A 22,783-nucleotide genomic window follows, 5' to 3' on the forward strand; every position below is an offset into this window, starting at 1 on the left:
GCGGACTTGAAGGCGAACACGACTTCGGACCAGCATATCGACCGACGGTGATGGAGGATGAGCAGATGGACAACGACGCGACGGGGCGGGCCGAGATAGCCGTCATCGGCGGCAGCGGCTTCTATTCGTTCTTCGGAGCCGACGCCCAGGAGGTAGTGCTCGAAACCCCCTACGGCGCTCCGAGCGCCCCGATCACGTTGGGCGAGGTGGAAGGTCGCCGAGTGGCGTTTCTGCCCCGACACGGCCGCAATCACGAGTACTCACCGCACACGTTGCCGTATCGCGCCAACATGTGGGCGCTGCGGATGCTCGGGGTGAGCCGAGTGTTCGCCCCGTGCGCGGTCGGATCCCTGGTGTCCGAGTACGGCCCGGGCACCGTCGTGATTCCCGATCAACTGGTCGACCGAACGTCCGGGAGAGCACAGACCTACTTCGACGAGGGCGGTATTCACGTCGAATTCGCAGACCCGTACTGCCCGACGCTGCGCAAGTCCGCGGTCCAGGACTCGGCGATCGACGGCGGCGTCATGGTCGTCGTCGAAGGCCCTCGGTTCTCCACTCGTGCCGAGAGCCAGTGGTTCGCCCGCCAGGGTTGGACGCTGGTGAATATGACCGGCCACCCCGAGGCAGTTCTGGCTCGCGAACTCGAACTCTGCTACGCACCGATCGCATTGGTGACCGACCTCGACGCCGGCATCGAGTCCGGCCAGGGCGTCAAGGCGGTGGACGTGTTCGCCGAGTTCCAGAAGAACATCGAGCCACTCAAGGCACTGGTGCGATCGGCCATCTCCGACGCTCCCACCGGCGACTGCCCCACGTGTCGGGTGCACACCGGCCTCACTCTGCCGATCGAGCTGCCATGACCCGAGTACTGCTCACCGGCGCAGCCGGATTCATCGGCGGTCACATTCGCGATGCGGCAGCCGCCTCCGGCCACGAGATCGTTGCCGTCGACGCCATGCTGGAATCGGCTCACGGCCCAGGAGCGCGAGCCGACGGAATCATCGATCTCGATGTGCGCGACAAGGACTCGCTCGTCGACGCATTGCGCGGGGTGGATGTCGTGTGTCACCAGGCCGCCGTCGTCGGAGCCGGCGTCGATGCCGCGGATGCCCCCGCCTACGCCAGCCACAACGATTACGGGACGGCAGTTCTGCTCGCCGCGATGTACGAGGCCGGCTGTTCGCGCCTGGTTCTCGCCTCGTCGATGGTCGTCTACGGCGAAGGACGGTATCTCAATTCATCGGGCGAGACCGTAGTTCCGCCGCCCCGCACCCGCGCCGATCTCGATGCCGGCTTGTTCGACAATCGCGATCCGAGGTCCGGTGAGCCCCTCGATTGGCTTCTGGTGGAGGAAGATTCGATACTCGAACCCAGGAGCATCTATGCGGCGAGCAAACTGGCCCAGGAGAACTACGCCTCCGCGTGGGCGGTATCGACGGGCGGCTCGGTGATCGCACTGCGATACCACAACGTCTACGGACCGAACATGCCGCGCAACACCCCGTATTCCGGTGTGGCAGCGATGTTCCGATCGTCGCTGGAACTCGGCCGGGCCCCGACCGTGTACGAGGACGGCAAGCAGGCCCGCGATTTCGTGCACGTTCACGACGTCGCAGCGGCCAACATCGCGGCGATCGACGCAGAGACCGAGGGTTTCACCGCCCTCAACGTCTGCTCGGGACAACCGATCACCATCGGTGAGGTCGCCACGATCCTCGCCGAAGCACGCGGCGGGCCTACACCCGAGATCACCGGACGCTACCGAGCCGGCGATGTACGGCACATCGTCGCCAGTTCCCGACTGGCCGAACAGACCCTGGGATTCCGCGCGAAGATCATGCCGAGGGACGGTCTCACCGCATTCGCCGACGCACCGTTGCGCGACGCCGAGGGCACGGGACCACCCCGTGTCTGAAATGAAATCGGTGACCGTCGTCATCCCCTGCATGAACGAGGCCGAATCGCTTCCGGCAGTTCTCGATTCGGTACCGGCGGGCTACTCCACGATCGTGGTGGACAACAACTCCACCGACGCGACCGCCGCCGTCGCCGCAGCCCACGGAGCGACGGTGATCTCCGAAACCGTGCCCGGCTACGGCGCAGCAGTGCACGCGGGCGTCGTGGCAGCCGACACCGAGATCGTCTGTGTCCTCGACGGAGACGGCTCGATGGATCCGCGTGACCTGCCGACCCTCGTGACGGCCCTCGATCACGCGGACCTCGCCGTCGGTCGCCGTCGACCGGCGAAGGGAAGCTCACCCCTGCACGCCAGGATCGGCAATGCCGTTCTCTCACTTCGACTTCGCACCAAGTACAAGCTGCCCGTGCACGACCTGGGAGCCATCCGCGCGGTACGCCGTCAGGCTCTGCTCGACCTCGGCGTCACCGACCGCCGCTCGGGCTATCCACTGCAGCTGCTCGTACTGGCGGCCGAAGCCGGCTGGACCGTCGTCGAACACGACGTGGTCTACCGACCACGGACCGCCGGAACGTCGAAGGTCTCGGGATCGGTGAAGGGAACCATCGTCGCCGTGCGGGATTTCTGGAAGGTGCTCTCGTGACCGTCACCGCTCTCGTCGTCGCCAAAGCCCCCGTACCCGGGCTGGCCAAGACACGACTCGCCGCCACGATCGGCGACTCCGCCGCAGCCGAACTGGCGGCGGCCTCGCTGCTCGACACCCTCGACGCCGTCTCGGCGGCCGACGTCGACCGCCGTGTCGTGGCCCTCACCGGCAATCTCGCCGACGCGGCCCGCTCCGACGAACTGACCCGCGCGCTGGCGTCGTTCACGGTCATAGCTCAGCGCGGCGACGGGCTGGGCGAACGACTGGCCAATGCCCACGCCGACGCGGCCACCGCCGGTTCCGTACTGCAGATCGGCATGGACACCCCTCAGGTCACGGCGCAATTGCTGTCCGACGCGGCCGCGCAACTCGGCAGCAGCGACGTACTCGGATTCGCCGAGGACGGCGGCTGGTGGGCGCTCGGCCTGCGCAACCCCGAACTCGCTCGATTCTTGCTCGACGTGCCCATGTCCGCCCCGTCGACGGGCTCCGACACACTCGATGCCTTGACCGCGGCCGGGGCGTCGATCACGATGCTCCCGGAATTGCGCGATGTCGATTTCGAGTCCGATCTCGAAGCAGTGGCGCAATTGTGCGCACCGAACAGTCGGTTCCATATTGCCGTCGGAAAAGTCGGTAATTGAAAGGGGCCTCGGTCCGTTCCGACAGGTCTGTTTCGACCGAAATGCCGCATCGAGGCCGCAACCTCCACATCCGTTGTGGAACAGCACCTTCGATCTGCCCGAATTGCCGGACCGCACGCGACCAATATCGAATCGCAACAAAGCCGAACCACCGTTTCACGGCTATTTCACAGACACAGGTGCTAGAAAGTGTGACATGACCGGGTTGTTGATAGGCGTAGCCGTCTGGATGGTGTTCGCGACAGTCGTCGCCACCGTCCTCGGCCGCGTCGCGCACCGGGGTGACTCCGAGGAATTGGGGTCGACGATCGAGTGGGACGTCGAGGCTCTCGAGCACGAACTTCACCACGAGAACTGACTGCGTTCAGTCGACCCGCTCGACGATCTCGGTCAGAATACGAGCCGCTGCGGCCAGAGTCTCCCGCTGCTGTGGCGTCAATTCGTCCAATTGTTCCGCCAGCGCGATTTCCCGAGCGGCAACCTCCTGCCGCGCAGTCGCCGTGCCCGCATCGGTCAGCAGAAGAACCACCTGTCTGCCGTCCGTCGGATGCGGCTCCCGGCTCATCAACCCCAACTCGACCAAGGCGTGCGAAGACCTGGACACCGACGGCGGCTTGATCCGCTCGCGCGCCGCCAACTCCCCCGTCGTCATCGGCCCCTCACGAAGCAACGTCGTCAGAATCGACAGCTGAGCGACGGGCAATCTGTCGCTGGAATGGCGCAGTCGGAGTCTCCGATTCAATCGCATTGCACTGACGGACAAATCCCTCGCCAGCCGGGAATCGGGCAGATCACTCACGCTGTCCAGATTACGACACCGAGGTGCATTCGCCCGATTTCCGGAAACAGCGGCTCACTCGATTTATTCCGCCTGGAACAAACCGCTGATATGGTTCTCGTCGGTTGCCGGGGAGTGAAATCGAATTGGGGGAGATCGTCGTGCGTCGCGTTGGTTCCAGAGTCTTAACCGTTGCCACCATGGCCGTAGCCACGTCGCTGCTGGTCACCGGGCCCAACGCCCTCGCCAATCCCAATGCGGTCAATCCCATTGCCGGACTCAACGGCACGTTCGGGCTGCCTCAGCTTCAGGGTCGCGCACAAGCCGTCGCTCAGGTGACCGGTATCTCGAGTCCCAACAACACACAGAACGTCAACATGATCGGCACCGATCTCGGCATCATGTGGGACAACGGCCGCGGCGAGGTGCTGACGGCATTCGGCGATACCGCCGGCCTCGGCGTACCCAACCTGCTGCAGGGCAGCCTGTGGTCGTGGCGCAGCAACGCCATCGTGCGAAGCAACGACCGGAACCTCGCCGACGGCATGAACTTCGACAGCGTCGTACTCGACCCGATCGGCCAGACCAAAGAGGTCGTCCCCAGCCCCAAGATCCCGTTCGTCGAGATCAGCCGAATCCCGACGGCAGGCGTGGCCGTCGGCGACAGTCAGTACCTCAACCTGATGTCCGTGAAGAACTGGGGACCGCCGGGAACCTGGGAGACCAACTTCTCCGGCCTGGCCGTGTCCAACGACAACGGAGAGAACTGGGCAGCACTACCGGACACCCAGCGGCCCAGCGTCGGCGGCGACCGCAACTTCCAGCAGAGCGCCTACCTGAAGGACGGCGGCTACGTTTACCAGTACGGCACCCCGCCCGGCCGCTTCAACCTCGGCCACGTCGCTCGCGTCAAGGAACAGGACATCGCCAGGCTCGGCGAATACGAGTACTGGACCGGCCAGGACTGGAAGAAGGGCGACCCGGCCGCGGCCGCACCCATCGTCGGCGGCGTCGGCGAACTGTCCGTCGCATACAACGCAACCCTCGGTCAGTACCTGATGATGACGACCGACAACGCCAACTCGATCGTCCTGCGACGCTCGCCGTCGCCAGTCGGGCCGTGGAGCCCACCAGAAGTTCTGGTCGACACCCGCGAAGTCAGCTCCATCTACGCGCCGTACATCCATCCCTACTCGACCGGCCGCGACCTGTATTTCCTGGCGACGGTCTACCAGAACTACAACGTGCTGCTGCTGCGCGCGACGCTGTAGGAACCGCCACTAGGCTTCCGAAGGTGGACGCCGCAGAGTGGGATCGCAAGTACGAAGGCCGAGAACTCGTCTACGGCGAGGCACCGAACGCGACGCTCGTCGAAGTCGCGACGGCGCTCGAGCGAGGTCGCGCACTGGATCTCGCGTCCGGCCAGGGTCGCAACGCGATCTGGTTGGCAACCCGCGGCTGGACCGTCGACGCCGTCGATTTCTCCTCGGTGGCGCTGACGAGGGCGAACGACGTGGCGTCTTCGGCACCCAGGTCGGTGCACGAGCGACTGACCTGGGTCCACGCCGATGTGACGCAGTTGTCAACAGAACCGAACTATGACCTGGTTCTCATGTTCTATCTCCACTTGCCCCCGAACGAACGGCAGAAGGCCGTTTCGGTCGCCGTTTCCGCGCTGAAACCTGATGGAATCCTCATGATTCTCGGACACCACTCCGCGAACATCGACTCCGGCGTCGGTGGTCCACAGGAAGCCGAGATCCTCTACACGCCAGAGGATTTGGCGTCGGACATCGGTACTCGGCTGACCATCCTCACCGCCGAGAACCGCTATCGCGACGTGACCGGCGGCACAGCGATCGACGCATTGCTACTGGCGAGTAGGCCTCCCCTTGGCAGCGAACCGGATCGGGGGTAATATCCGTTAAGTTACCGACGAGTAGCTAACTTGGGCGGTACTCACGAGACCGCACCACCGACTGGAGAGCGAACGAGCAATGGGCCATTACAAGAGCAACCTCCGGGATCTCGAGTTCAACCTCTTCGAGCTTTTCGGACTCGACGAGACACTCGAAGGCGACAACTTCGGCGACATGGACGGTGAAGTAGCCCGCGACATGCTGCGTGAGGTCGTACGCCTCGCCGAGGGACCGCTGGCCGAGTCCTTCGCGGACGCCGACCGCAACCCGCCCGTCTTCGATCCCGAAACCCACAGCCTGAAGCTGCCCGACTCCTTCAAGAAGTCGTTCAAGGCGCTCTACGACGGCGAATGGTGGCGCGTCGGCCTCGACGAAGAAGTCGGTGGCATGGCAGCACCCCGCAACCTGCTCTGGGGCATCAACGAGATGCTCCTCGGATCGCAGCCGGCCGCATTCATGTACTCCGCAGGCCCCGGATTCGCAAACATCTTGTACCACAACGGAACCGACGAGCAGAAGGAATGGGCCAAGGTAGCCGTCGAGCGCGGCTGGGGTGCCACGATGGTCCTGACCGAGCCCGATGCCGGATCCGACGTCGGCGCGGGTCGCACCAAGGCGATCAAGCAGGACGACGGCTCGTGGCACATCGAAGGCGTCAAGCGCTTCATCACCTCGGCTGTGTCCGACGACCTCTTCGAGAACATCTTCCACCTCGTACTCGCCCGCCCCGAAGGTGCCGGACCCGGAACCAAGGGCCTGAGCCTGTTCTTCGTGCCGTCCATCCTCTTCGACTTCGAGAAGGGCGAACTGGGCGAGCGCAACGGAGCCTTCGTCACCGGCGTCGAGCACAAGATGGGCCTCAAGGCCTCCGCCACCTGTGAACTCACCTTCGGTGGCAACGGCATTCCCGCCAAGGGCTGGCTCGTCGGCGAGGTCCACAAGGGCATCGCGCAGATGTTCGACGTCATCGAGCACGCTCGAATGATGGTCGGCACCAAGGCAATCGGCACCCTCTCCACCGGCTACCTCAACGCACTCGAGTACGCCAAGGAGCGCGTCCAGGGCGCAGACCTGACGCAGATGACCGACAAGACCGCTCCCCGCGTCACCATCACCCACCACCCCGACGTGCGTCGCAGCCTCATGATGCAGAAGGCGTACTCGGAAGGCCTGCGTGCGGTGTACCTCTACACCGCCGCACACCAGGATCCGGTCACCGCCAAGCAGGTCTCGGACGCAGACGCAGATATCGCATACCGCGTCAACGACCTCCTGCTGCCCATCGTCAAGGGCGTCGGCTCCGAAATCGCCTACCAGGTGCTCGCAGAATCCCTGCAGACCCTCGGCGGCTCCGGATTCCTGCAGGACTACCCCCTCGAGCAGTACATCCGCGACGCCAAGATCGACTCGCTGTACGAAGGAACCACCGCCATCCAGGCGCAGGACTTCTTCTTCCGCAAGATCGCCCGCGACCGCGGCGTAGCACTGGCTCACGTTGCCGGACAGATCAAGTCGTTCATCGACAGCGAAGCAGGAAACGGCCGACTCAAGGCCGAGCGCGCACTGCTCGCCACCGCACTCGAAGACGTGCAGGCCATCGTCACCTCGATGACCCAGCACCTCATGGGCGCACAGGACCAGCCCACCGAGCTGTACAAGGTCGGCCTGGCATCGGTGCGCTTCCTCATGGGCTTCGGCGACCTGCTCATCGGCTGGCTGCTGCTGCGTCAGTCCGAAATCGCCATCGCCGCACTCGACAACGGCGCAGAGGGCAAGGACAAGGCGTTCTACGAGGGCAAGATCGCAGTGGCCTCGTTCTTCGCCAAGAACATCCTGCCGCAGCTCACGGCGACCCGCGCAATCCTCACCAACATCGACAACGACATCATGGAACTGGACGAAGCAGCATTCTGATTCCCTGAACTCTTCGGCGGCCGCACTCGTTCTCGAGTGCGGCCGTTGTCATGTGTACGCCGGGGCGGTGGTGTCGCGGCGGGTCCCGGGTTTGGCGCAAAAGCGCGCGCATTTGATTGGGAGGCGGGGTTGCGAGCCCCCGGGCCGTCGCAAAAGCGCGCGCGTTTGTCAGATGAGCGGGGTTGCGAGACCCCAGCCGCCGCAAAAGCGCGCGCGTTTGTCAGATGCGCGCGAATTCTGCCGAATACTCAGGCAATTTCGCGTGCATTCGGCGAATGCGCGCGCATTTGCGCGCCGCACGAGGTACTCCGCACCGTCCCTCGTGGTGGAGGCAGGGCAGCAGCCCGCTCCACCGCTCGGGCCACGCGCGCCACCAGCTCCGCCGGATTCGCCAAATCTGCCCACGTCCAGCGCACGACGGGATAGCCGAGATCGCGCACCGCGTCCTCCCTCACCTTCTCCCTGAACACCACGTCGCCGGGGTGCTCATCCTGCCGTAGGTACTTGGTGTACTTGGCTTTACCATCGAACTCGCACACCACGACGCCATTGACCAGCCAATCGATCCGCGCCACCGTCTGCCCGTCCGGATCCATGATCTCCACCTGCGATTCCACGTCGAATCCGTTCTGACGCAGAATGACTCGACTCTGAGACTCGCCGGGGTTTTCGCTCCGCCCGTCCATGAGGGAAACGGCTCGTCGCGCCTGCGCCACACCTTTCCATCCCCGAGCACGCTGCAACTCCGCGTCGAGCTCCTGCGGATCGCAGCGCTTCAGAGCTGAGTCACCTGCGATCACCGCCGACAGAAGCGGCTCGGTACGGGCAAGGTCGACAACCGTCCGCGCCAACGAGGTCACGGGAATTCCGTCGACGGTAGTGCTGGGTACCCACGGCGCACAGTGCACGGTCACTGCTGCATTCGTTCGACCTCCGCCGCGGCGGTGTCGGGTGACGTGAACTTTGTCAAATCTGCCTGTGGGCAAGGGTAATTCGTGGAGTAGGGCCGCCGAACGGTGACTCACTGTGCTGCCGTCCGCAATCATCGGAAATACGGCGTCGATCAACAGCCGATGCCGCTCCTGCTCCGAAAGGCCGGCCAGCCGCGACGTCGGAACGTAGACGCCATTCACCAAACGCTCCCAGCCCCCGCGTTCATACATTGCTCGCAACTCGTGATCGGCATTGCCATCGGCAAGAGCCTCCGAGCGTCGCACCATTCGGTCATCCCTCATCCTCCGAGTCTCGACCATGCGCACAGTGATTCGAGGACGAAAGTAGCTGCCTGTGTACAACTTCGGACCTGTGGATGAATACAAGTACGGGGGTACCAGTTCGCTGTGCCATCGAGCCGCAAAGGCGCGCGCGTTCGTCAGGTGCGCGCAGAATTGCCCCCGATCAGGCCACCAATTCGCGCGCATTCAGCAAACGCGCGCGCTTTTGCGAAGACTGGGGAACCGAAGCAGGCGAACGGGAACAGGGAACACAGGAACACGGGAAACAGGGAACAGGCCGACGGCGCATCGTCACGCGGGCCGACCCGACGAAGCGTCGAAGGCCGAAACCAACGCCGGACCTCACAAATGCGTGCGCACTCGTCAGGTGCGCGCAGAATTGCCCATGATCAGGGCACCAATTCGCGCGCATTCAGCAAACGCGCGCGCTTTTGCGAAGACTGGGGAGGCGGGGGACCTAGGGAACCGACGAAGACTGGGGAGGCGGGGGACCTAGGGAACCGACGAAGACTGGGGAGGCGGCCGACCTAGGGAGCCGAAGGACCTGGGGAGAACTGGGGACCTGGGGAGTCGAGTCGCTACTGCTGCAGTTTGCGGAATTTGCTGCCGTGGAACACGATTGGGTTCACTTCACTCTGGACGTCCAGGGAATGTATGCGCAGCAACACTATTGCGTGGTCGCCCGCGGGGATTTGCTGCTCGATGGTGGTGTCGAGCCACGCGGTGGCCCCCACGATGAAGGCTGCTCCCCCGTCGGTGACGGTGAGGTCGAGGCCGGCGAATCGGTCACCGGTCTTGGCTGCGAGGGTACGGACGGCGTCGTTGTGTGCCTCCCCGAGAACGCTGACGCCGATGTTGGGTGCCAATTCGAGTTTCGGCCATGTCGTCGACGTGTTCTGGATGCACACCGCGACGAGGGGCGGGTCGATGGACACCGAGACGAAGCTGCTGGCCGCCAAGCCCACCAGGACGCCGTCGATCTTCGCGGCGATCGCAACGACTCCGCTCGGGAACTGCGCGTACGCCTCACGAAGCGTCTGCTGATCGAGGACGGTACGTGTGAGCGTCATGGACGAAGCTCCCTTTCGATCTTGTGATGCAACCCCGCGTGGGCCCGTTCTGTCTAGCGAACACCTACTGCAAGCAAACACCCGATCGGGCGGCGACGCCACAGTCCGAATCGACGTGATTCGAACGGCCCTCTCGCGGTTGCAGCATCACTCGTCTTCGTCCGGTTCCGGAGCCGGGTCCGCCGCGGGTGCCGGGCGATCGGGCTGAACGCATCGAACGATGGGGATCGGGTCGTATTTCACCGTTCTGGTGTTCCGCGAAATTTCCCTGCCCGACGCGGCATCACTGATCACCCTGGTGTCGCTGGCGGTGAATCCTTGGCCTCCGCCGGACGCGACGCAGCCTGCGCCTGCGGGCAGTGTCACCGTGTCGGGTGAGGTGAAGTTGGTTCGCGAACCGGTGATCGATTCGACGTCGACCGTCTTGGTTCCCCACAGTCGGACGGTGACGCTGGACGAATCGGCGAACGATTGGATGACCACACCGGTGACGTTCGGGTTGGTGAACTGCAGGTCGATGGCACCCTCGAAGACCGTCGCTTCGCGCGCCTCGGGGTATCGGCTGATGTAGTAGCTGTGCTCGGTGTGGTCGGTGTCTTCCATACCGGCGAAGTAGGACGCGTTGTAGAGCGTCGTCGCGAATTGGCTGATGCCGCCGCCGACGGCGCGATCGGGTCGACCGTTGTCGATGATCCCCGACTCCACGAAGCCCTGCGCGGTGCCTCGCGGACCGGTGTACTCGTTGAGAGAGAACGTTTCTTTCGGCTTCACGAGTGCACCGTTCACGATCTGCGCCGTCAGCCCGATGTTGACGCCCGACGCGTACTCGAACCCGCCGGTGGTGTACTCGGCAATCACTTCTCGCACACCGAGATTCTGCGCGGCTTCGGTGGTGAGGGCGGGCGGGGCGGGCTCGTAGATCGCCTCGGTGGTGCGGGGTCCGTCAGCGGACAACAGGGCAGGCAACTGCTCGAGGGTTTTGCGCCACTCGACCAGCTCGCCCATCTCTCCGGGGACGACGGTCGGCGCACCGCCGGAGAAGGTGAACGACGCGTCCCTCGGCGGTACCTCGGTGCGCACGAGTTGCGGCGCGAGAATGCCTGTGGCGACGTCGGTGTCGTAGATCGGGGTGAGTCCGCCCTGGCCGTCGGGATCGAAGCGGAGAACCTCGCCCACCCGATCCGTCGGCAGCGTCGCGTCGACGTTCTCGCGACCGGCGACAATCACCGGTGCCTCCACCGCAGGTGCGGCGATGTTCTCCAGCGCCTGGTCGACGGCTTCCTGGGTCACCGTGACGGGAGTGGACTCGTACACCGCTTCCGTTGCGCCCGAGGCCCATTCGGTCTGCAGGTTGCGACGCGTCCCGTCGGCGTCGAGTATCCGACCGGCCAGCGGCGCGACGGCAATCGGTGTGCTGCCGTCGAACACGACGTCGCCTTCGACGGGGTCGCGATCGGTTTCGACCCGCAGGCCATCGACGGCAGCAGTGAGCGCTTGCTCGTCCGTGGTCGACACGACGCCGATCTCGCGGCTGCCGAAGAACGATGTCAGTCGAGTAATCGGGTTGATCGGTTGCGATCCGGCGCGGTCGAGCGTTGCGTTCCAGTCCACACCGAGACCGGCAGCGGCAGGCAGTACCTCGACCTGTCGGTCGCCGACGTCGACCGACACGGGCTGCTCGGCGCGCGCACCGAGCTCCGAGCGCAGGAGTTCTTCAGCGTCGGAGTGGCTCTTGCCACCGACCTCGATCCCGGCGACGGTCACACCGCGAGGTACTCGGTCGCTGGAGGTGATCCAATCCGCCGCGTACAGCAGCGTGAGAACCGCGACCACCGCGCCGGTCCCGATCGCGATCTTCCGCCACGGCGGCACGAACCCGGACCCGTCGGCGGCCTGCGGCTCTCCGTCCTCCGGCGGAATCACCGGTGGTTGGACCGGAGACTCGGCCTGGGGAGACACAACGGTCTGCGCAGGAACAACGGTCTCAGCAGGAACATCGGCCTCTGCGGGAACATCGGCCTCTGCGGGAACAACGGGTTGCGCGATCGTCGGCGATTCGTCGGCTGCGGGCGGCTGTGGAGGGGCCGGGACCGCCTCGGGCCTCGCGTCCCCAGCCTCAGCAGCGGCGGCGGTTTCGGTGGTCTCGACATCGTCGAGGGCCTGGTCTGCGACAGCGGATTCCGCGTCGTCGGACTCGGGCTCAGCGGTGTCGGCTTCCACCTCGGATGCCTGCTCGGGCTCCGCTTCCGGGATCTGCTCGGCGTCGGATGCATGTTCGGTACCGGCCGCCTCGTCGCCGATCGCACCGAAGACCTCGGTGGGAGCGTCGTACGGCGGTACGTCGGGTTTCGGTTCGGCACCGTTGGGCGCGTCACCCGACCTACTGTTGCCCTCGCTCACGTTCGACCCTTCCAGGACCACCGTTGGTTGTTTGTTCCGCCCTTCTGCACGGCGTACCCCCGGCACGAGCTTACGCAAACCGAACGGTGACGCTCACTCGGAGACCATCGGCGCAGGAACGACAAAGGCTCCGCGCTGCTGCCGGGTCGGGGGTCAGGCAGCAGCACGGAGCCAACTGGAATATATGCAGCAGGCTGTGCCACCTCGTTACAACGACTGCGAAATTGTCTCGTCAATTCATTCGGTTGAATGATCCACGGGTCGTCGAACTGTCCCCCTGCCCGACGGCTCGGGCCCAATGTCCCGTCCTGACCAGCGCGAGGGTGAGCAAGAGCCGATCTCGCGGATCGGTCAGATCGTGCCCGGTCAACTCCTCGATCCGGTGGACCCGGTAGATCACGGTGTTTCGGTGGCAGTAGAGCGCCTTGGCGGCGTTGGTGGGCGAGCCGTCCGAGGCGAGCATGTGCGCCAGGGTGTCCAGCAGCGTTCCTCGATGCGGCTCCGGGTGCGTCCACAACTTCCCGAGAGCGTGGCGAACCAGCAACTCCGACGACTGGTCGTCGGCCGCCATGATCACGCGGGGCAGTCGGTCCGTAGCCAAGGCAACGCCGCTGTCTTCGGTGATGGTCTCGGCCGTCAATGCCGCGAGGCGATACGCCGCCGCGAACGACGACAGTCCCTCCGGAGAATGCGCGACCCCCACCGGCCCGACGGCCCGGGCAGCGAGGGCGTCGACGACGGAGTTCCACGATCCGGTTCCGAGTGCGACGAGCGCGAACTGGTGGCCGTCCCTGGTGTTCCAATGCGAGACCGCACCGATCTGATCCAACGCGTCCTCGGGCGCCGGGAGCGGCGGCGACCCTTGATCGTCCAGTGGTCCGACCACACACGCGATCTGTTGCGATGTCGAAAGGCCAAGAGTGGCACGAGCTTCCATGACGAATGCCGGATCACCACCTCGCCCCGATCGAAGGCCGTCGAGTATCACCAGAACGTTGGCGATGTCCCGCTGCTGCATTCGAGCGCTTTCCTGGCGGTATGCCTCGACGAGAGTCTCGTACTGACTGTCCAGCGCACGCCACAACTGTTGACCGGCCACCAGAAGCAGATGCTCGTCGATTCTGGTTCGACGCTGCTCGCGCTCGAGCATCAACTCCTCCCACAGCGTCCGACTCCCGAGCGTGTACGCCTTGAGTACCAACTCCATCGGAATGCCCTGGCGTGCACGCTCCCTGCCGGTACGACGCCACACCTCACGGGTGTTGTCGTTCGCGGTACGTAGCCCCGACAACGTGCGGAGGCCCTGATTGATGTGCTCGCGGGTACTGCGCCTGATCTCGCCGGCGATGTCCGGAGTGGAACTGGCGAGGTAGGCGGGTTCCTGCTCGATCAGCGCCAGCGTGATGGAGTCTGCGATCGCGTCGGCCCGGGGAGTCAACGCGGCCCACGCACTCCGAATTTTCTCCTGGTCGGAGTCCGTCACCGCTCCGCGGGCAGCCGAACGCGCCGATGCGCGTCGACCATCGGGAGCACCCACCTGGACAGTTTTGCGCACTGAGCCCACATGACAGGTCGATTTGACCGTTACTGGTGCCCAGGGACCCAAACATTCTGTGCGCAGCGCCCATATCGCCCGTTGTGCGAAACGCACCATAGTGAACGCAACAGATTGTGAGGTGGATCACTTGAACTCTCTCCAAACGAAGGACCCGGTCCTCACCATGGCGGACATCGAGGTGTCCTTCGGCGGCATCGTCGCGCTGTCCGGAGTCAGTCTCGAGGTGCGACCCGGCGAAGTTCTCGGCGTCATCGGGCCCAACGGTGCGGGCAAGACGACTCTGTTCAACGTCGCGTGCGGACTCGTTCGTCCCCGATCGGGAACACTCGGACGACTCGGCGAACCGTTGACCCGGCTACGACCGCATGACCTTCCCCGGCTCGGCATGAGCCGAACTCTCCAGGGACTGGGACTGTTCGATCGGATGACCGTGCTGGACAACGTCATGGTCGGTGCCGACCGGACAGCGCACACCGGGATCCTCGCCGGCCTCCTCGGCCTACCGTCGAGTGCTTCCGACGACGCCGCGGTCCGTTCCACCGCGATGGCCACTCTCGAACGCCTGCGCATCGACGGCTATGCGCACCGATTGCCACCGAGCCTGCCGTACGCGGTGCGCAAACGCGTTGCGCTCGCACGCGCACTGGTGAGCGCACCGACATTGCTCCTGCTGGACGAACCCGCCTCGGGTCTGTCCAGTGACGAAATGAGCGAGCTGGGCGACGAGATCCGATCGCTCGCCACAGCACCGACCGATTCCGAACCGGAAAGACCCGCGACATCGGTGATGCTCGTCGAACACCACATGGATCTCGTGATGAGTGTGTGCGACCGAATCTACGTGCTGGATTTCGGCAAGGTCATCGCACAGGGAACGCCCGATCAGATCCGCGAGGACCCTGCCGTACTGGCGGCATATCTCGGAAACGAAGTGGCACATGAAGACTGACGCGGCACACCTGAAAATCACGGATCTGACCGTTCGCTACGGCCCGGTCACCGCCCTCGACTCGGTGTCGATGACCGTCGCAGCCGGAGCTGTCACCGCCGTACTCGGCGCGAACGGAGCAGGGAAGACGACTCTGCTGCGAACCATCTCGGGATTGCTGAAACCGGTATCGGGGAGGATCGAACTCGCCGGGGCCGACATCGTCGGCGTGGCACCGGATCGCATGTCCCGCAAAGGTCTTGCGCACGTTCCCGAGGGACGTGGCGTGATAGCCGAGCTGACCGTCGACGAGAATCTTCGACTCGGCGCGATGGGACGCAACCGAAATCACGACGCCGTCACCCTCGACCGCATCTACGACATGTTTCCGCCCTTGACCGGTCGTCGAACGTCCTCCGCACACACCCTGTCCGGTGGAGAGCGGCAGATGCTGGTGATCGGCCGAGCACTGATGGCGACACCGTCGGTGCTTCTGCTCGACGAGCCCTCTCTCGGACTCGCACCGAAAGTCGCCGCACAGATATTCGAGACGTTGCGCGGGCTCGTCGACTCCGAGTCGATGACCGTCGTTCTCGTCGAACAGAACGCTCGCAGCGCGCTGTCGATCGCCGAACACGCCGTCGTCCTGGATCTGGGCAAGGTCGCGGTGGAAGGTCCCGCCGACACCTTGGCCGGGGACGACGCCCTCCGACACGCCTACCTCGGGTTCTAGAGCCGAAAGGACGCCTGCCACAGTGCAACAACTGCTCACCATCCTCATCAACGGCGTGACGACAGGCATGATCTACGCCGCGTTCGCGCTCGCCCTCGTCCTCATCTGGCGATCGACCCGCATCGTCAACTTCGCCCAGGCCCCGATGGCCATGATCACCACCTACGTCGCACTGGTCGTCATCGACGCCGGCTACTCGTACTGGATCGGATTCGCAGTCGCGCTGCTGTGCGGCCTGCTGCTGGGAGCCTTGACGGAGCGGCTCGTCATCCGATTCGTCGACAGCTCGTCGCACATCAACCCGGTCATTCTCACGCTCGGGTTGTTCATCATCATCCACGCCGTGGCCGCCATCATCTTCGGCAACCAATTCCGTTCCTTCCCCGCACCGTTCGGCCTCACCGGGCAGCGGATCGGCGACATGAACGTGGCGCTGACCGGCTACGACATCTTCAAGATCATCGCCGTTCTCGTGGTCCTGGGACTGCTGATCTTGCTGTTCCGGTTCACCGATCTGGGACTGAAGATGCGCGCGAGCGCCTTCGAGCAGGAGGTCGCGAAACTCCTCGGAGTCCGCGTGAGCCGAATGCTCACTCTCGGTTGGGCTCTGGCCGCAGTGGTCGGTTCGCTGGCGGGTCTGCTCATCGCAGGTGGCTCCCTGGTGCATCCGGGCTACATGGACTCGATCGTCGTATTCGGTTTCGTCGCAGCAGTTCTCGGCGGACTGGACAGCCCGGCAGGCGCAGTGGTCGGCGGACTGTTGATGGGCATCGGGCTCAGTTTCGTCAGCGGCTATCTCGGTCAGGATCTGGTCTCCAGCGCGGCATTGGTGATCCTGATCGTCGTGCTTCTGCTGCGACCGAGCGGGCTCTTCGCCGGCTCCGCGGCCAGGAGGGTATGACATGAACGCAACTCTCACTCGCCTCACCGCAACACCGGTTCGACGCCACTTCCTGGGCGCTGTCATCGGACTCGTCGTCATCGTGCTCGCCCTCGAATCTCTGAGCACCTTCCGTCAGAGCCAACTCACCTCCGTCGCCTACCTGGCGATCGCCGCAGGCGGACTGACGGTGCTGACCGGGTTGAGCGGCCAGCTGTCCCTGGGGCACGGCGCGTTCATGGCGGTCGGTGCGTACACCGCGGCATTGATGCTGCGTGCCAACGATTCGGGATGGTCGGTACCCCTCGTCCTGCTTGCCGCCACCGTGATCTCGGCAGTGGTGGGCATCGTGGTCGGAGTGGCCGCCGCCCGACTGCATGGGCCGTATCTGGCCGGTGCGACGCTGGCGCTCGCCGTCGCCGTCCCGGGCCTGGCCCTGTACTTCTCGGACTACCTCGGCGGCGAACAAGGGCTCGTCGTCCCGGCACCGAAAGTGCCGGAGCTGATCGACGACATGATGTTCTTCGTCACCGGAAACGAGCTCAGCGGCACGAAATTCGTCGCGTACGTCAGCTGGATACTGCTCGTGCTGGTGTTCTTCCTCTTGGCCAACATCTCGTCGAGCCGAATCGGTCGTCGCTGGCGGGCCGTCCGAGACGACGAGGTCGCCGCCGAGTTGTCCGGTATCGACCTGGGCCGCGCACGCATCCTCGCATTCGTGGTCAGTGCGGCCTGTGCCGGCGCGGGCGGTGCAGTGCTGGCCATGTCGGCACGAATCGCGGCACCGAGCGGCTTCACCCTCACCCTCTCGCTGACCCTGCTCTCCGCCGTCGTCATCGGTGGGCTGGGAACACTGTCCGGCGCGTTGATCGGGGCCGTTCTGCTGACCTACATCCCGCCGGTGGTGACCAACCTCGGACTCGATCTGGGTCTGAGCAGTCTGCAATCGGCCGAACTCGCACCACTGGTGACCGGAATCTTCACCGTCCTCGTCATCCTGTGCGCCCCACTGGGTTTGGTGGGCACGTATCGCAAGTTACGGACAACCAGAAAAGGAATGAAATGAAAAAGTTCGGATCGGTGGCGTTCAGAACGACCGCGTTCGTCGCCGTCGTCTCGTTGGCCGCGGCGTGCGGTGCAGGTGGCCGAGACGAGGCGACGGAGTCCTCGGAAGGGTCGACGGTCGGCATCACCGACACGTCGGTGAAGATCGGCGCCCACTTTCCGTTGACCGGGGTCGCGGCACCCGGCTACAGCGAAATCCCCACGGGCGCACAGGCCTACTTCGATTACGTCAATGCCGCGGGCGGCATCAACGGCAGGCAGATCGAGTACGTGGTTCGAGACGACTCGTACGATCCGACCACCACCACCCAGGTCGTCAACGAACTCGTACTGCAGGACGAGGTGTTCGCCGTCGTCGGCGGACTCGGCACCGCGACCCACAGCGCTGTCATCGACTTCCTCAACGAGGAGGGTGTGCCGGACCTGTTCGTCTCCTCCGGCGCGATCATGTGGGGCAACGATCCAGAGAAGTACCCCAACACCTTCGGCTGGCAGCCCGACTACCAGGTCGAGGGCAAGATCATCGGCGACTGGGTGACCAAGAACCGGCCCGACGCCAAGGTCGGACTGTTCCTCCAGGACGACGACCTCGGCCGCGACAGTGAGGAAGCGGTACGCCAGTATCTCGACGACCAGATCGTCGAGGTGGTGCGCTACACCTCGGGCAACACCGATGTCGCACCTCAGATCGCGGCCCTGCAAGGTGCCGGAGCCGATCTGATCCTCGGCTTCAACGTGCCCTCGTACACCGCGCTGAGCCAGCTGACCGCCATGCGGCTCAACTACGACCCCGAGTGGTTCTACAGCTCGATCGGTTCCGACGTCGACCTCGTCGGCTCACTGCTCGGCCGCTTCTCGCAGGGTGCGGTCACCGACGGCGCTCAGTCGCTCGAAGGGATGATCTCGCTGGAGTACATCCCGGGCGTCGACTCTCCGGAGAATCCGTGGACCCAACTGTGGCAGAAGGTGTGGGCGGAGAACGGGACCGGCGACCCGCTGACCAACTACCGCATCTATGGTCTGAGCCAGGCCTATGCCTTCGTGCAGGCGCTCGAGGCGGCAGGCGAGAATCCCACCCGCGAGGGCATCGTCGCAGCCATCCAGGACGGCGGAATGGACTTCGAGGGACCGCAGCTGGCTCCGTTCCGGTACTCGGAAGACAGTCACCTCGGTATCTCCGGTGCCAGTGTCTTCCAGATCCGCGGCGGAGTGCCCGAGTACCTGACTCCGGTACTGCAGACGGACATCGGCGATTCGGCTGTGGAGGAATACACCGGCGAAGAATCGACCCCGCCGGAAAGCGGCATACCCGGCTGATCACACGAGAAAGGGGCACGCGTATGCGTGCCCCTTTTTCATGTCGTGGTCGGCAGATCCGAAAACCCCTCGATTACCGGATCCGCCGACCCTGTGTCCCCCGATTCGTGAGCAGCCGAAGCTGCAGTGATCAGCGCTCGATGATCGCCGTGACGCCCTGGCCACCGGCCGCGCAGATCGAGATCAGGCCACGGCCCGAGCCCTTCTCGGCCAACATCTTCGCCAGCGAGGCCACGATGCGTCCGCCGGTCGCGGCGAACGGGTGACCCGCGGCGAGCGAAGAGCCGTTCACGTTGAGCTTGCTGCGATCGATGGAACCGAGCGCACTGTCGAGACCGAGCCGCTCCTTGCAGTACTCGTCGCTCTCGAATGCCTGCAGTGTTGCGAGCACCACCGAAGCGAACGCCTCGTGGATCTCGTAGTAGTCGAAATCCTGCAGCGTCAGGCCGTTGCGCGCGAGCAAGCGCGGAATCGCGTAGGTCGGAGCCATCAGCAGGCCGTCCTTGAACGATCCGTTGCCGTGGACGTAATCGACTGCAGCGGTTTCGGAATCGACCAGATGCGCGAGCACCGGCAGGTTGCGCTCGGCGGCCCACTCATCACTCGACAGCAGAGCAGCCGACGCACCGTCGGTCAACGGCGTGGAGTTTCCGGCCGTCATGGTGGCGTCGCCCAGCTTGGTTCCGAAGACCGGCTTGAGCGTCGCGAGCTTCTCCACGGTCGATCCCGGACGCAGGTTGTCGTCTCGGGTCAGGCCGAGGAACGGCGTCACCAGATCGTCGAAGAAGCCGCGGTCGTAGGCGGCCGCCATGTTCTTGTGGCTCGCTGCGGCCAGTTCGTCCTGGTCCTCGCGGCGGACGCCGAATTCCTTGGCGGTGATGGCGGCGTGGTCACCCATCGACAGGCCGGTACGTGGCTCGCCGTTGCGCGGGATCTCGATGCCGAGCATGCCGGGACGGACGTTGCCGAGAAGCTTGATGCGGTCGGTGGTGCTCTTGGCCCGGTTCAGGGAGAGCAGGAACTCGCGCAGTTCGTCGTTGACGCCGATCGGAGCGTCGGAGGTGGTGTCGACACCGCCGCCGATACCGGCATCGATGCGGCCCGACGCGATGGCGTCGCCGACGGCGATGATCGACTGAAGGCCGGTGCCGCAGGCCTGCTGGATGTCGAAGGCCGGGGTGTACGGGCTCAGCGCGCTACCGAGGACGACCTCGCGAGTGAGGTTGAAATCGCGTGAATGCTTGAGAACCGCACCGGCGGCGACGAGACCGAGGCGCTCGCCCTGCAGACCGAATCGCGAGACCAGCCCGTCGATGGTCGCGGTGAGCATGTCCTGGTTGGACGCCAGCGCGTACTTCTTGTCCGAGCGCGCGAAAGGAATGCGGTTGCCACCGACGATTGCGACCGGTCGTAGCTGCTTGCTTGTCACTGACGTCTCCAAACATCGTCGAAAAAGGCCCTGGTGGAGTTTCATCTTACTGGCGAGTAAGTTGGTTGTCGACACCCGGTCGTGCGCCTCGCTCCTCGAGCGAGCAGCGCTGAATGAAAGGTACGACAGTGGCAGCCTCCAAGGGAGCCCCAGATCTCTACTCAACGTTCCTCGCGTCCGCGCCGGGAGCCTTCATCGCCAAGCAGGCAGGCCTGCCGCAGCCCGAGAAGCTGCGCCGCTACAAGGCAGGCGAGCCGCCGCTGGCCGGACCGGTCCTGATCGGTGGCAGTGGCCGCCTCGTCGAGCCGCTGCGTGAGCTGCTCTCGGACTACCCGCAGTCGCAGCCGCACGACGACAAGCACGGCGGACTGGTGTTCGACGCCACCGGCATCGGCAATGTCGCCGAGCTCGAGCAGCTCTTCAAGTTCTTCCAGCCGGTCATCCGCAACCTGGCACCGTCCGCTCGCGTCGTCGTCATCGGCACGACGCCGGAGGAGACCTCGAGCGTCGACGAGCACATCGCTCAGCGCGCCCTCGAAGGCTTCACGCGCAGCGTCGGCAAAGAGGTCAAGCGCGGCGCCACGGCGCAGCTCGTCTACATCTCCCCCAAGGCGTCGACCGGCCTGTCCGGCCTCGAATCCACCCTCCGCTTCCTGCTCTCGGCCAAGTCCGCTTTCGTCGACGGCCAGGTCATCACCGTCGGAGACGCCGACTCGCAGGCACCGGCTTCGTGGGACAAGCCGCTCGCAGGCAAGGTAGCCGTCGTCACCGGAGCGGCCCGCGGCATCGGTGCCACCATCGCCGAGGTCCTCGCCCGCGACGGAGCCACCGTCATCGCAGCCGACATTCCCGCTGCCGGAGAAGCACTGTCGCAGACGGCCAACAAGGTCGGCGGCACATCGCTTGCACTCGACGTCACCGCCCCCGACGCCGGAGAGGTCCTCTCGAAGCACCTGCTCGAGCGCCACGGCGGAGCCGACATCATCGTGCACAACGCAGGCATCACTCGCGACAAGACCCTCGCCAACATGGACGACGCCCGCTGGAACTCGGTCATCGGCGTCAACCTTGCTGCCCCGCAGCGCATCACCGACGAGCTGGTCGCATCCGGCGCACTCAAGGAGGGCGGCCGCGTCGTCGACGTCTCCTCCATCGCAGGCATCGCGGGCAACCGCGGCCAGACCAACTACGGCACCTCCAAGGCAGGCGTCATCGGTCTGGTGCACGCATCCGCACCGGTGCTGGCGAAGAAGAACATCACCATCAACGCCGTCGCCCCCGGCTTCATCGAGACCGCGATGACCGCGGCAATCCCGTTCGCCACCCGTGAGGCCGGACGCCGCATGAGCTCGCTGCTGCAGGGCGGCGAGACCGTGGACGTCGCGGAGTTGGTCTCCTACTTCGCGTCTCCCGCATCGAACGCCGTCACCGGCCAGGTCGTGCGCGTGTGCGGCCAGAGCCTGCTCGGCGCATGAGCACCGTCACGCTCACCGCGCAGCCGAAGACCTCCGACATCTACACTTCGGCTGCGCTCGGCGCGCTGCCGTTCCTCGGATCCCGGTCGTCGTCGGTGCCGAACACAGTGTACGAACTCAAGGGCCTGCGGGTGGACCCCGACAACCTCGCCGGGTACTGCCGGGCGACGGGTCTGCGATTCGGCGATCAGCTCCCGGTGACCTACCCCTTCACCCTCGTCTTCCCGACGGTGATGAAGTTGATGGTGTCCAAGGGCTTTCCCTTCGCCGCGATCGGTTCGGTACACGCCGAGAACGTGATCGAGCAGTTCCGTGGCATCTCCGCATCGGAACCGCTGGACATCCGAGTGCACGCGGAGAATCTGCGCGAACATCGCAAGGGTCTGTTGGTGGACCTGATCAGCGAGGTCAAAGTTGGACGGGAACTGGTCTGGAAGCAGACCTCGAGCTTCCTGAGCCTGCAGAAGACGTCGCTGTCCGGTGGACCCCGTGAGGCACCGCCCGCCGACGAGGTTCCACCGCCCCCGACCCGCACCCTGCGCGTCGATCAGCGGATCATCAGCCGGTACGCGGCCATCTCCGGAGACCGCAACCCGATTCACGTATCCTCGCTCGGCGCAAAGGCATTCGGGTTCCCGAAGACCATCGCGCACGGAATGTGGAGCGCGGCAGCCGTCCTGCAGACGGTCGAGGGTCGAATCCCGGAAGCTGTGAACTACAGCATCCGCTTCGGCAAGCCGATCGTCCTGCCCGCGACGATCAACGCCTACGCCGATGCCGTCGGCACCGGTTGGGACCTGTCGCTGAAGAACCCGAAGAAGGGCTACCCGCATCTGACGGGAACCCTGCGCTGACTGCTCGAACTCGAAGT

At 64.9% G+C, this 22,783-nt stretch carries 21 protein-coding genes; 15 read left to right on the top strand and 6 right to left on the bottom strand.

The annotated features are described in order from the left end of the window. The first annotated feature begins 65 nt into the window (after window positions 1–65). The 5 genes from R3P95_RS22115 to R3P95_RS22135 all read left to right on the top strand — a co-directional run bounded on the left by R3P95_RS22115 (window position 66) and on the right by R3P95_RS22135 (window position 3,569). Window positions 66–863: an S-methyl-5'-thioadenosine phosphorylase gene (locus R3P95_RS22115; RefSeq protein ID WP_317549540.1), complete on the top strand. Its 798-nt coding sequence runs from the start codon at window positions 66–68 to the stop codon at window positions 861–863. Further along, entirely contained in the window at window positions 860–1,918 is a 1,059-nt protein-coding gene (locus tag R3P95_RS22120; RefSeq protein ID WP_317549541.1) for an NAD-dependent epimerase/dehydratase family protein, read from the top strand. Before R3P95_RS22115 ends, R3P95_RS22120 begins: the two co-directional genes overlap by 4 nt. Window position 1,919: 1 nt before the next feature. Next, entirely contained in the window at window positions 1,920–2,564 is a 645-nt protein-coding gene (locus R3P95_RS22125) for a glycosyltransferase (protein ID WP_317549564.1), read from the top strand. After that, window positions 2,561–3,211 (top strand): TIGR04282 family arsenosugar biosynthesis glycosyltransferase, encoded by a 651-nt coding sequence (locus tag R3P95_RS22130; RefSeq protein WP_317549542.1) that lies wholly within the window; start codon window positions 2,561–2,563, stop codon window positions 3,209–3,211. Before R3P95_RS22125 ends, R3P95_RS22130 begins: the two co-directional genes overlap by 4 nt. A 196-nt stretch (window positions 3,212–3,407) precedes the next feature. After that, entirely contained in the window at window positions 3,408–3,569 is a 162-nt protein-coding gene (locus R3P95_RS22135; protein WP_317549543.1) for a hypothetical protein, read from the top strand. A 6-nt stretch (window positions 3,570–3,575) separates the two neighbouring features. On the opposite strand, the gene R3P95_RS22140 is transcribed toward R3P95_RS22135, so the two are convergent. Further along, entirely contained in the window at window positions 3,576–4,010 is a 435-nt protein-coding gene (locus tag R3P95_RS22140; RefSeq protein WP_269594504.1) for a MarR family winged helix-turn-helix transcriptional regulator, read from the bottom strand. 179 nt (window positions 4,011–4,189) lie between these two features. Between R3P95_RS22140 and R3P95_RS22145 the strand changes: the two genes are divergently transcribed. The 3 genes from R3P95_RS22145 to R3P95_RS22155 all read left to right on the top strand — a co-directional run bounded on the left by R3P95_RS22145 (window position 4,190) and on the right by R3P95_RS22155 (window position 7,822). Next, window positions 4,190–5,260 carry a DUF4185 domain-containing protein gene (locus tag R3P95_RS22145; protein ID WP_149406988.1) on the top strand — a complete coding sequence of 357 codons (1,071 nt, stop codon included), beginning with the start codon at window positions 4,190–4,192 and terminating at the stop codon, window positions 5,258–5,260. A gap of 23 nt (window positions 5,261–5,283) precedes the next feature. After that, complete coding sequence (locus tag R3P95_RS22150; protein WP_149406987.1) at window positions 5,284–5,907, top strand: class I SAM-dependent methyltransferase; 624 nt, start codon at window positions 5,284–5,286, stop codon at window positions 5,905–5,907. A 79-nt stretch (window positions 5,908–5,986) separates the two neighbouring features. Next, window positions 5,987–7,822 carry an acyl-CoA dehydrogenase gene (locus tag R3P95_RS22155; RefSeq protein WP_149406986.1) on the top strand — a complete coding sequence of 612 codons (1,836 nt, stop codon included), beginning with the start codon at window positions 5,987–5,989 and terminating at the stop codon, window positions 7,820–7,822. Between the two features lie 248 nt (window positions 7,823–8,070). Here R3P95_RS22155 and R3P95_RS22160 read toward each other — a convergent pair whose 3' ends face one another. The 4 genes from R3P95_RS22160 to R3P95_RS22175 form a co-directional block, all read right to left on the bottom strand. Then, window positions 8,071–8,682, bottom strand: coding sequence for a hypothetical protein (locus R3P95_RS22160; protein ID WP_317549544.1), 612 nt, complete (start codon window positions 8,680–8,682; stop codon window positions 8,071–8,073). 953 nt (window positions 8,683–9,635) lie between these two features. Further along, the gene (locus tag R3P95_RS22165; protein WP_068049175.1) at window positions 9,636–10,127 is read right to left on the bottom strand and encodes a flavin reductase family protein; all 492 of its coding nucleotides are present in this window, start codon (window positions 10,125–10,127) and stop codon (window positions 9,636–9,638) included. A 147-nt stretch (window positions 10,128–10,274) separates the two neighbouring features. After that, entirely contained in the window at window positions 10,275–12,527 is a 2,253-nt protein-coding gene (locus R3P95_RS22170) for a VanW family protein (RefSeq protein WP_317549545.1), read from the bottom strand. 232 nt (window positions 12,528–12,759) lie between these two features. Beyond that, complete coding sequence (locus R3P95_RS22175) at window positions 12,760–14,064, bottom strand: PucR family transcriptional regulator (protein ID WP_283347252.1); 1,305 nt, start codon at window positions 14,062–14,064, stop codon at window positions 12,760–12,762. Between the two features lie 148 nt (window positions 14,065–14,212). Here R3P95_RS22175 and R3P95_RS22180 point away from each other — a divergent pair, with 148 nt between their 5' ends. Genes R3P95_RS22180 through R3P95_RS22200 form a run of 5 tightly spaced genes read left to right on the top strand, consistent with a single transcriptional unit; the run spans window position 14,213 to window position 19,008 of the window. Then, window positions 14,213–15,034 carry an ABC transporter ATP-binding protein gene (locus R3P95_RS22180; protein WP_262498496.1) on the top strand — a complete coding sequence of 274 codons (822 nt, stop codon included), beginning with the start codon at window positions 14,213–14,215 and terminating at the stop codon, window positions 15,032–15,034. Beyond that, window positions 15,024–15,746 carry an ABC transporter ATP-binding protein gene (locus tag R3P95_RS22185; protein ID WP_283347251.1) on the top strand — a complete coding sequence of 241 codons (723 nt, stop codon included), beginning with the start codon at window positions 15,024–15,026 and terminating at the stop codon, window positions 15,744–15,746. Before R3P95_RS22180 ends, R3P95_RS22185 begins: the two co-directional genes overlap by 11 nt. Before the next feature lie 22 nt (window positions 15,747–15,768). Continuing rightward, on the top strand, window positions 15,769–16,647 hold the full coding sequence (locus R3P95_RS22190) for a branched-chain amino acid ABC transporter permease (RefSeq protein WP_094639203.1): 879 nt from the start codon (window positions 15,769–15,771) through the stop codon (window positions 16,645–16,647). Between the two features lies 1 nt (window position 16,648). Further along, entirely contained in the window at window positions 16,649–17,692 is a 1,044-nt protein-coding gene (locus tag R3P95_RS22195; RefSeq protein WP_283347250.1) for a branched-chain amino acid ABC transporter permease, read from the top strand. Then, a complete protein-coding gene (locus R3P95_RS22200; RefSeq protein ID WP_283347249.1) occupies window positions 17,689–19,008 on the top strand; it encodes an ABC transporter substrate-binding protein in 1,320 nt (439 codons plus the stop codon). Before R3P95_RS22195 ends, R3P95_RS22200 begins: the two co-directional genes overlap by 4 nt. A gap of 130 nt (window positions 19,009–19,138) precedes the next feature. Here R3P95_RS22200 and R3P95_RS22205 read toward each other — a convergent pair whose 3' ends face one another. Next, a complete protein-coding gene (locus R3P95_RS22205; RefSeq protein WP_094612988.1) occupies window positions 19,139–20,482 on the bottom strand; it encodes an acetyl-CoA C-acetyltransferase in 1,344 nt (447 codons plus the stop codon). Window positions 20,483–20,565: 83 nt separating this feature from the next. Here R3P95_RS22205 and R3P95_RS22210 point away from each other — a divergent pair, with 83 nt between their 5' ends. After that, the gene (locus tag R3P95_RS22210; protein WP_283347248.1) at window positions 20,566–21,912 is read left to right on the top strand and encodes a 3-oxoacyl-ACP reductase; all 1,347 of its coding nucleotides are present in this window, start codon (window positions 20,566–20,568) and stop codon (window positions 21,910–21,912) included. After that, a complete protein-coding gene (locus tag R3P95_RS22215) occupies window positions 21,909–22,766 on the top strand; it encodes a MaoC/PaaZ C-terminal domain-containing protein (RefSeq protein ID WP_094639226.1) in 858 nt (285 codons plus the stop codon). The genes R3P95_RS22210 and R3P95_RS22215 overlap by 4 nt, the downstream gene beginning before the upstream one ends. Window positions 22,767–22,783 lie beyond the last annotated feature (17 nt).

The organism is Rhodococcus cercidiphylli (genome assembly GCF_033042225.1).
Lineage (GTDB): Bacteria > Actinomycetota > Actinomycetes > Mycobacteriales > Mycobacteriaceae > Rhodococcoides.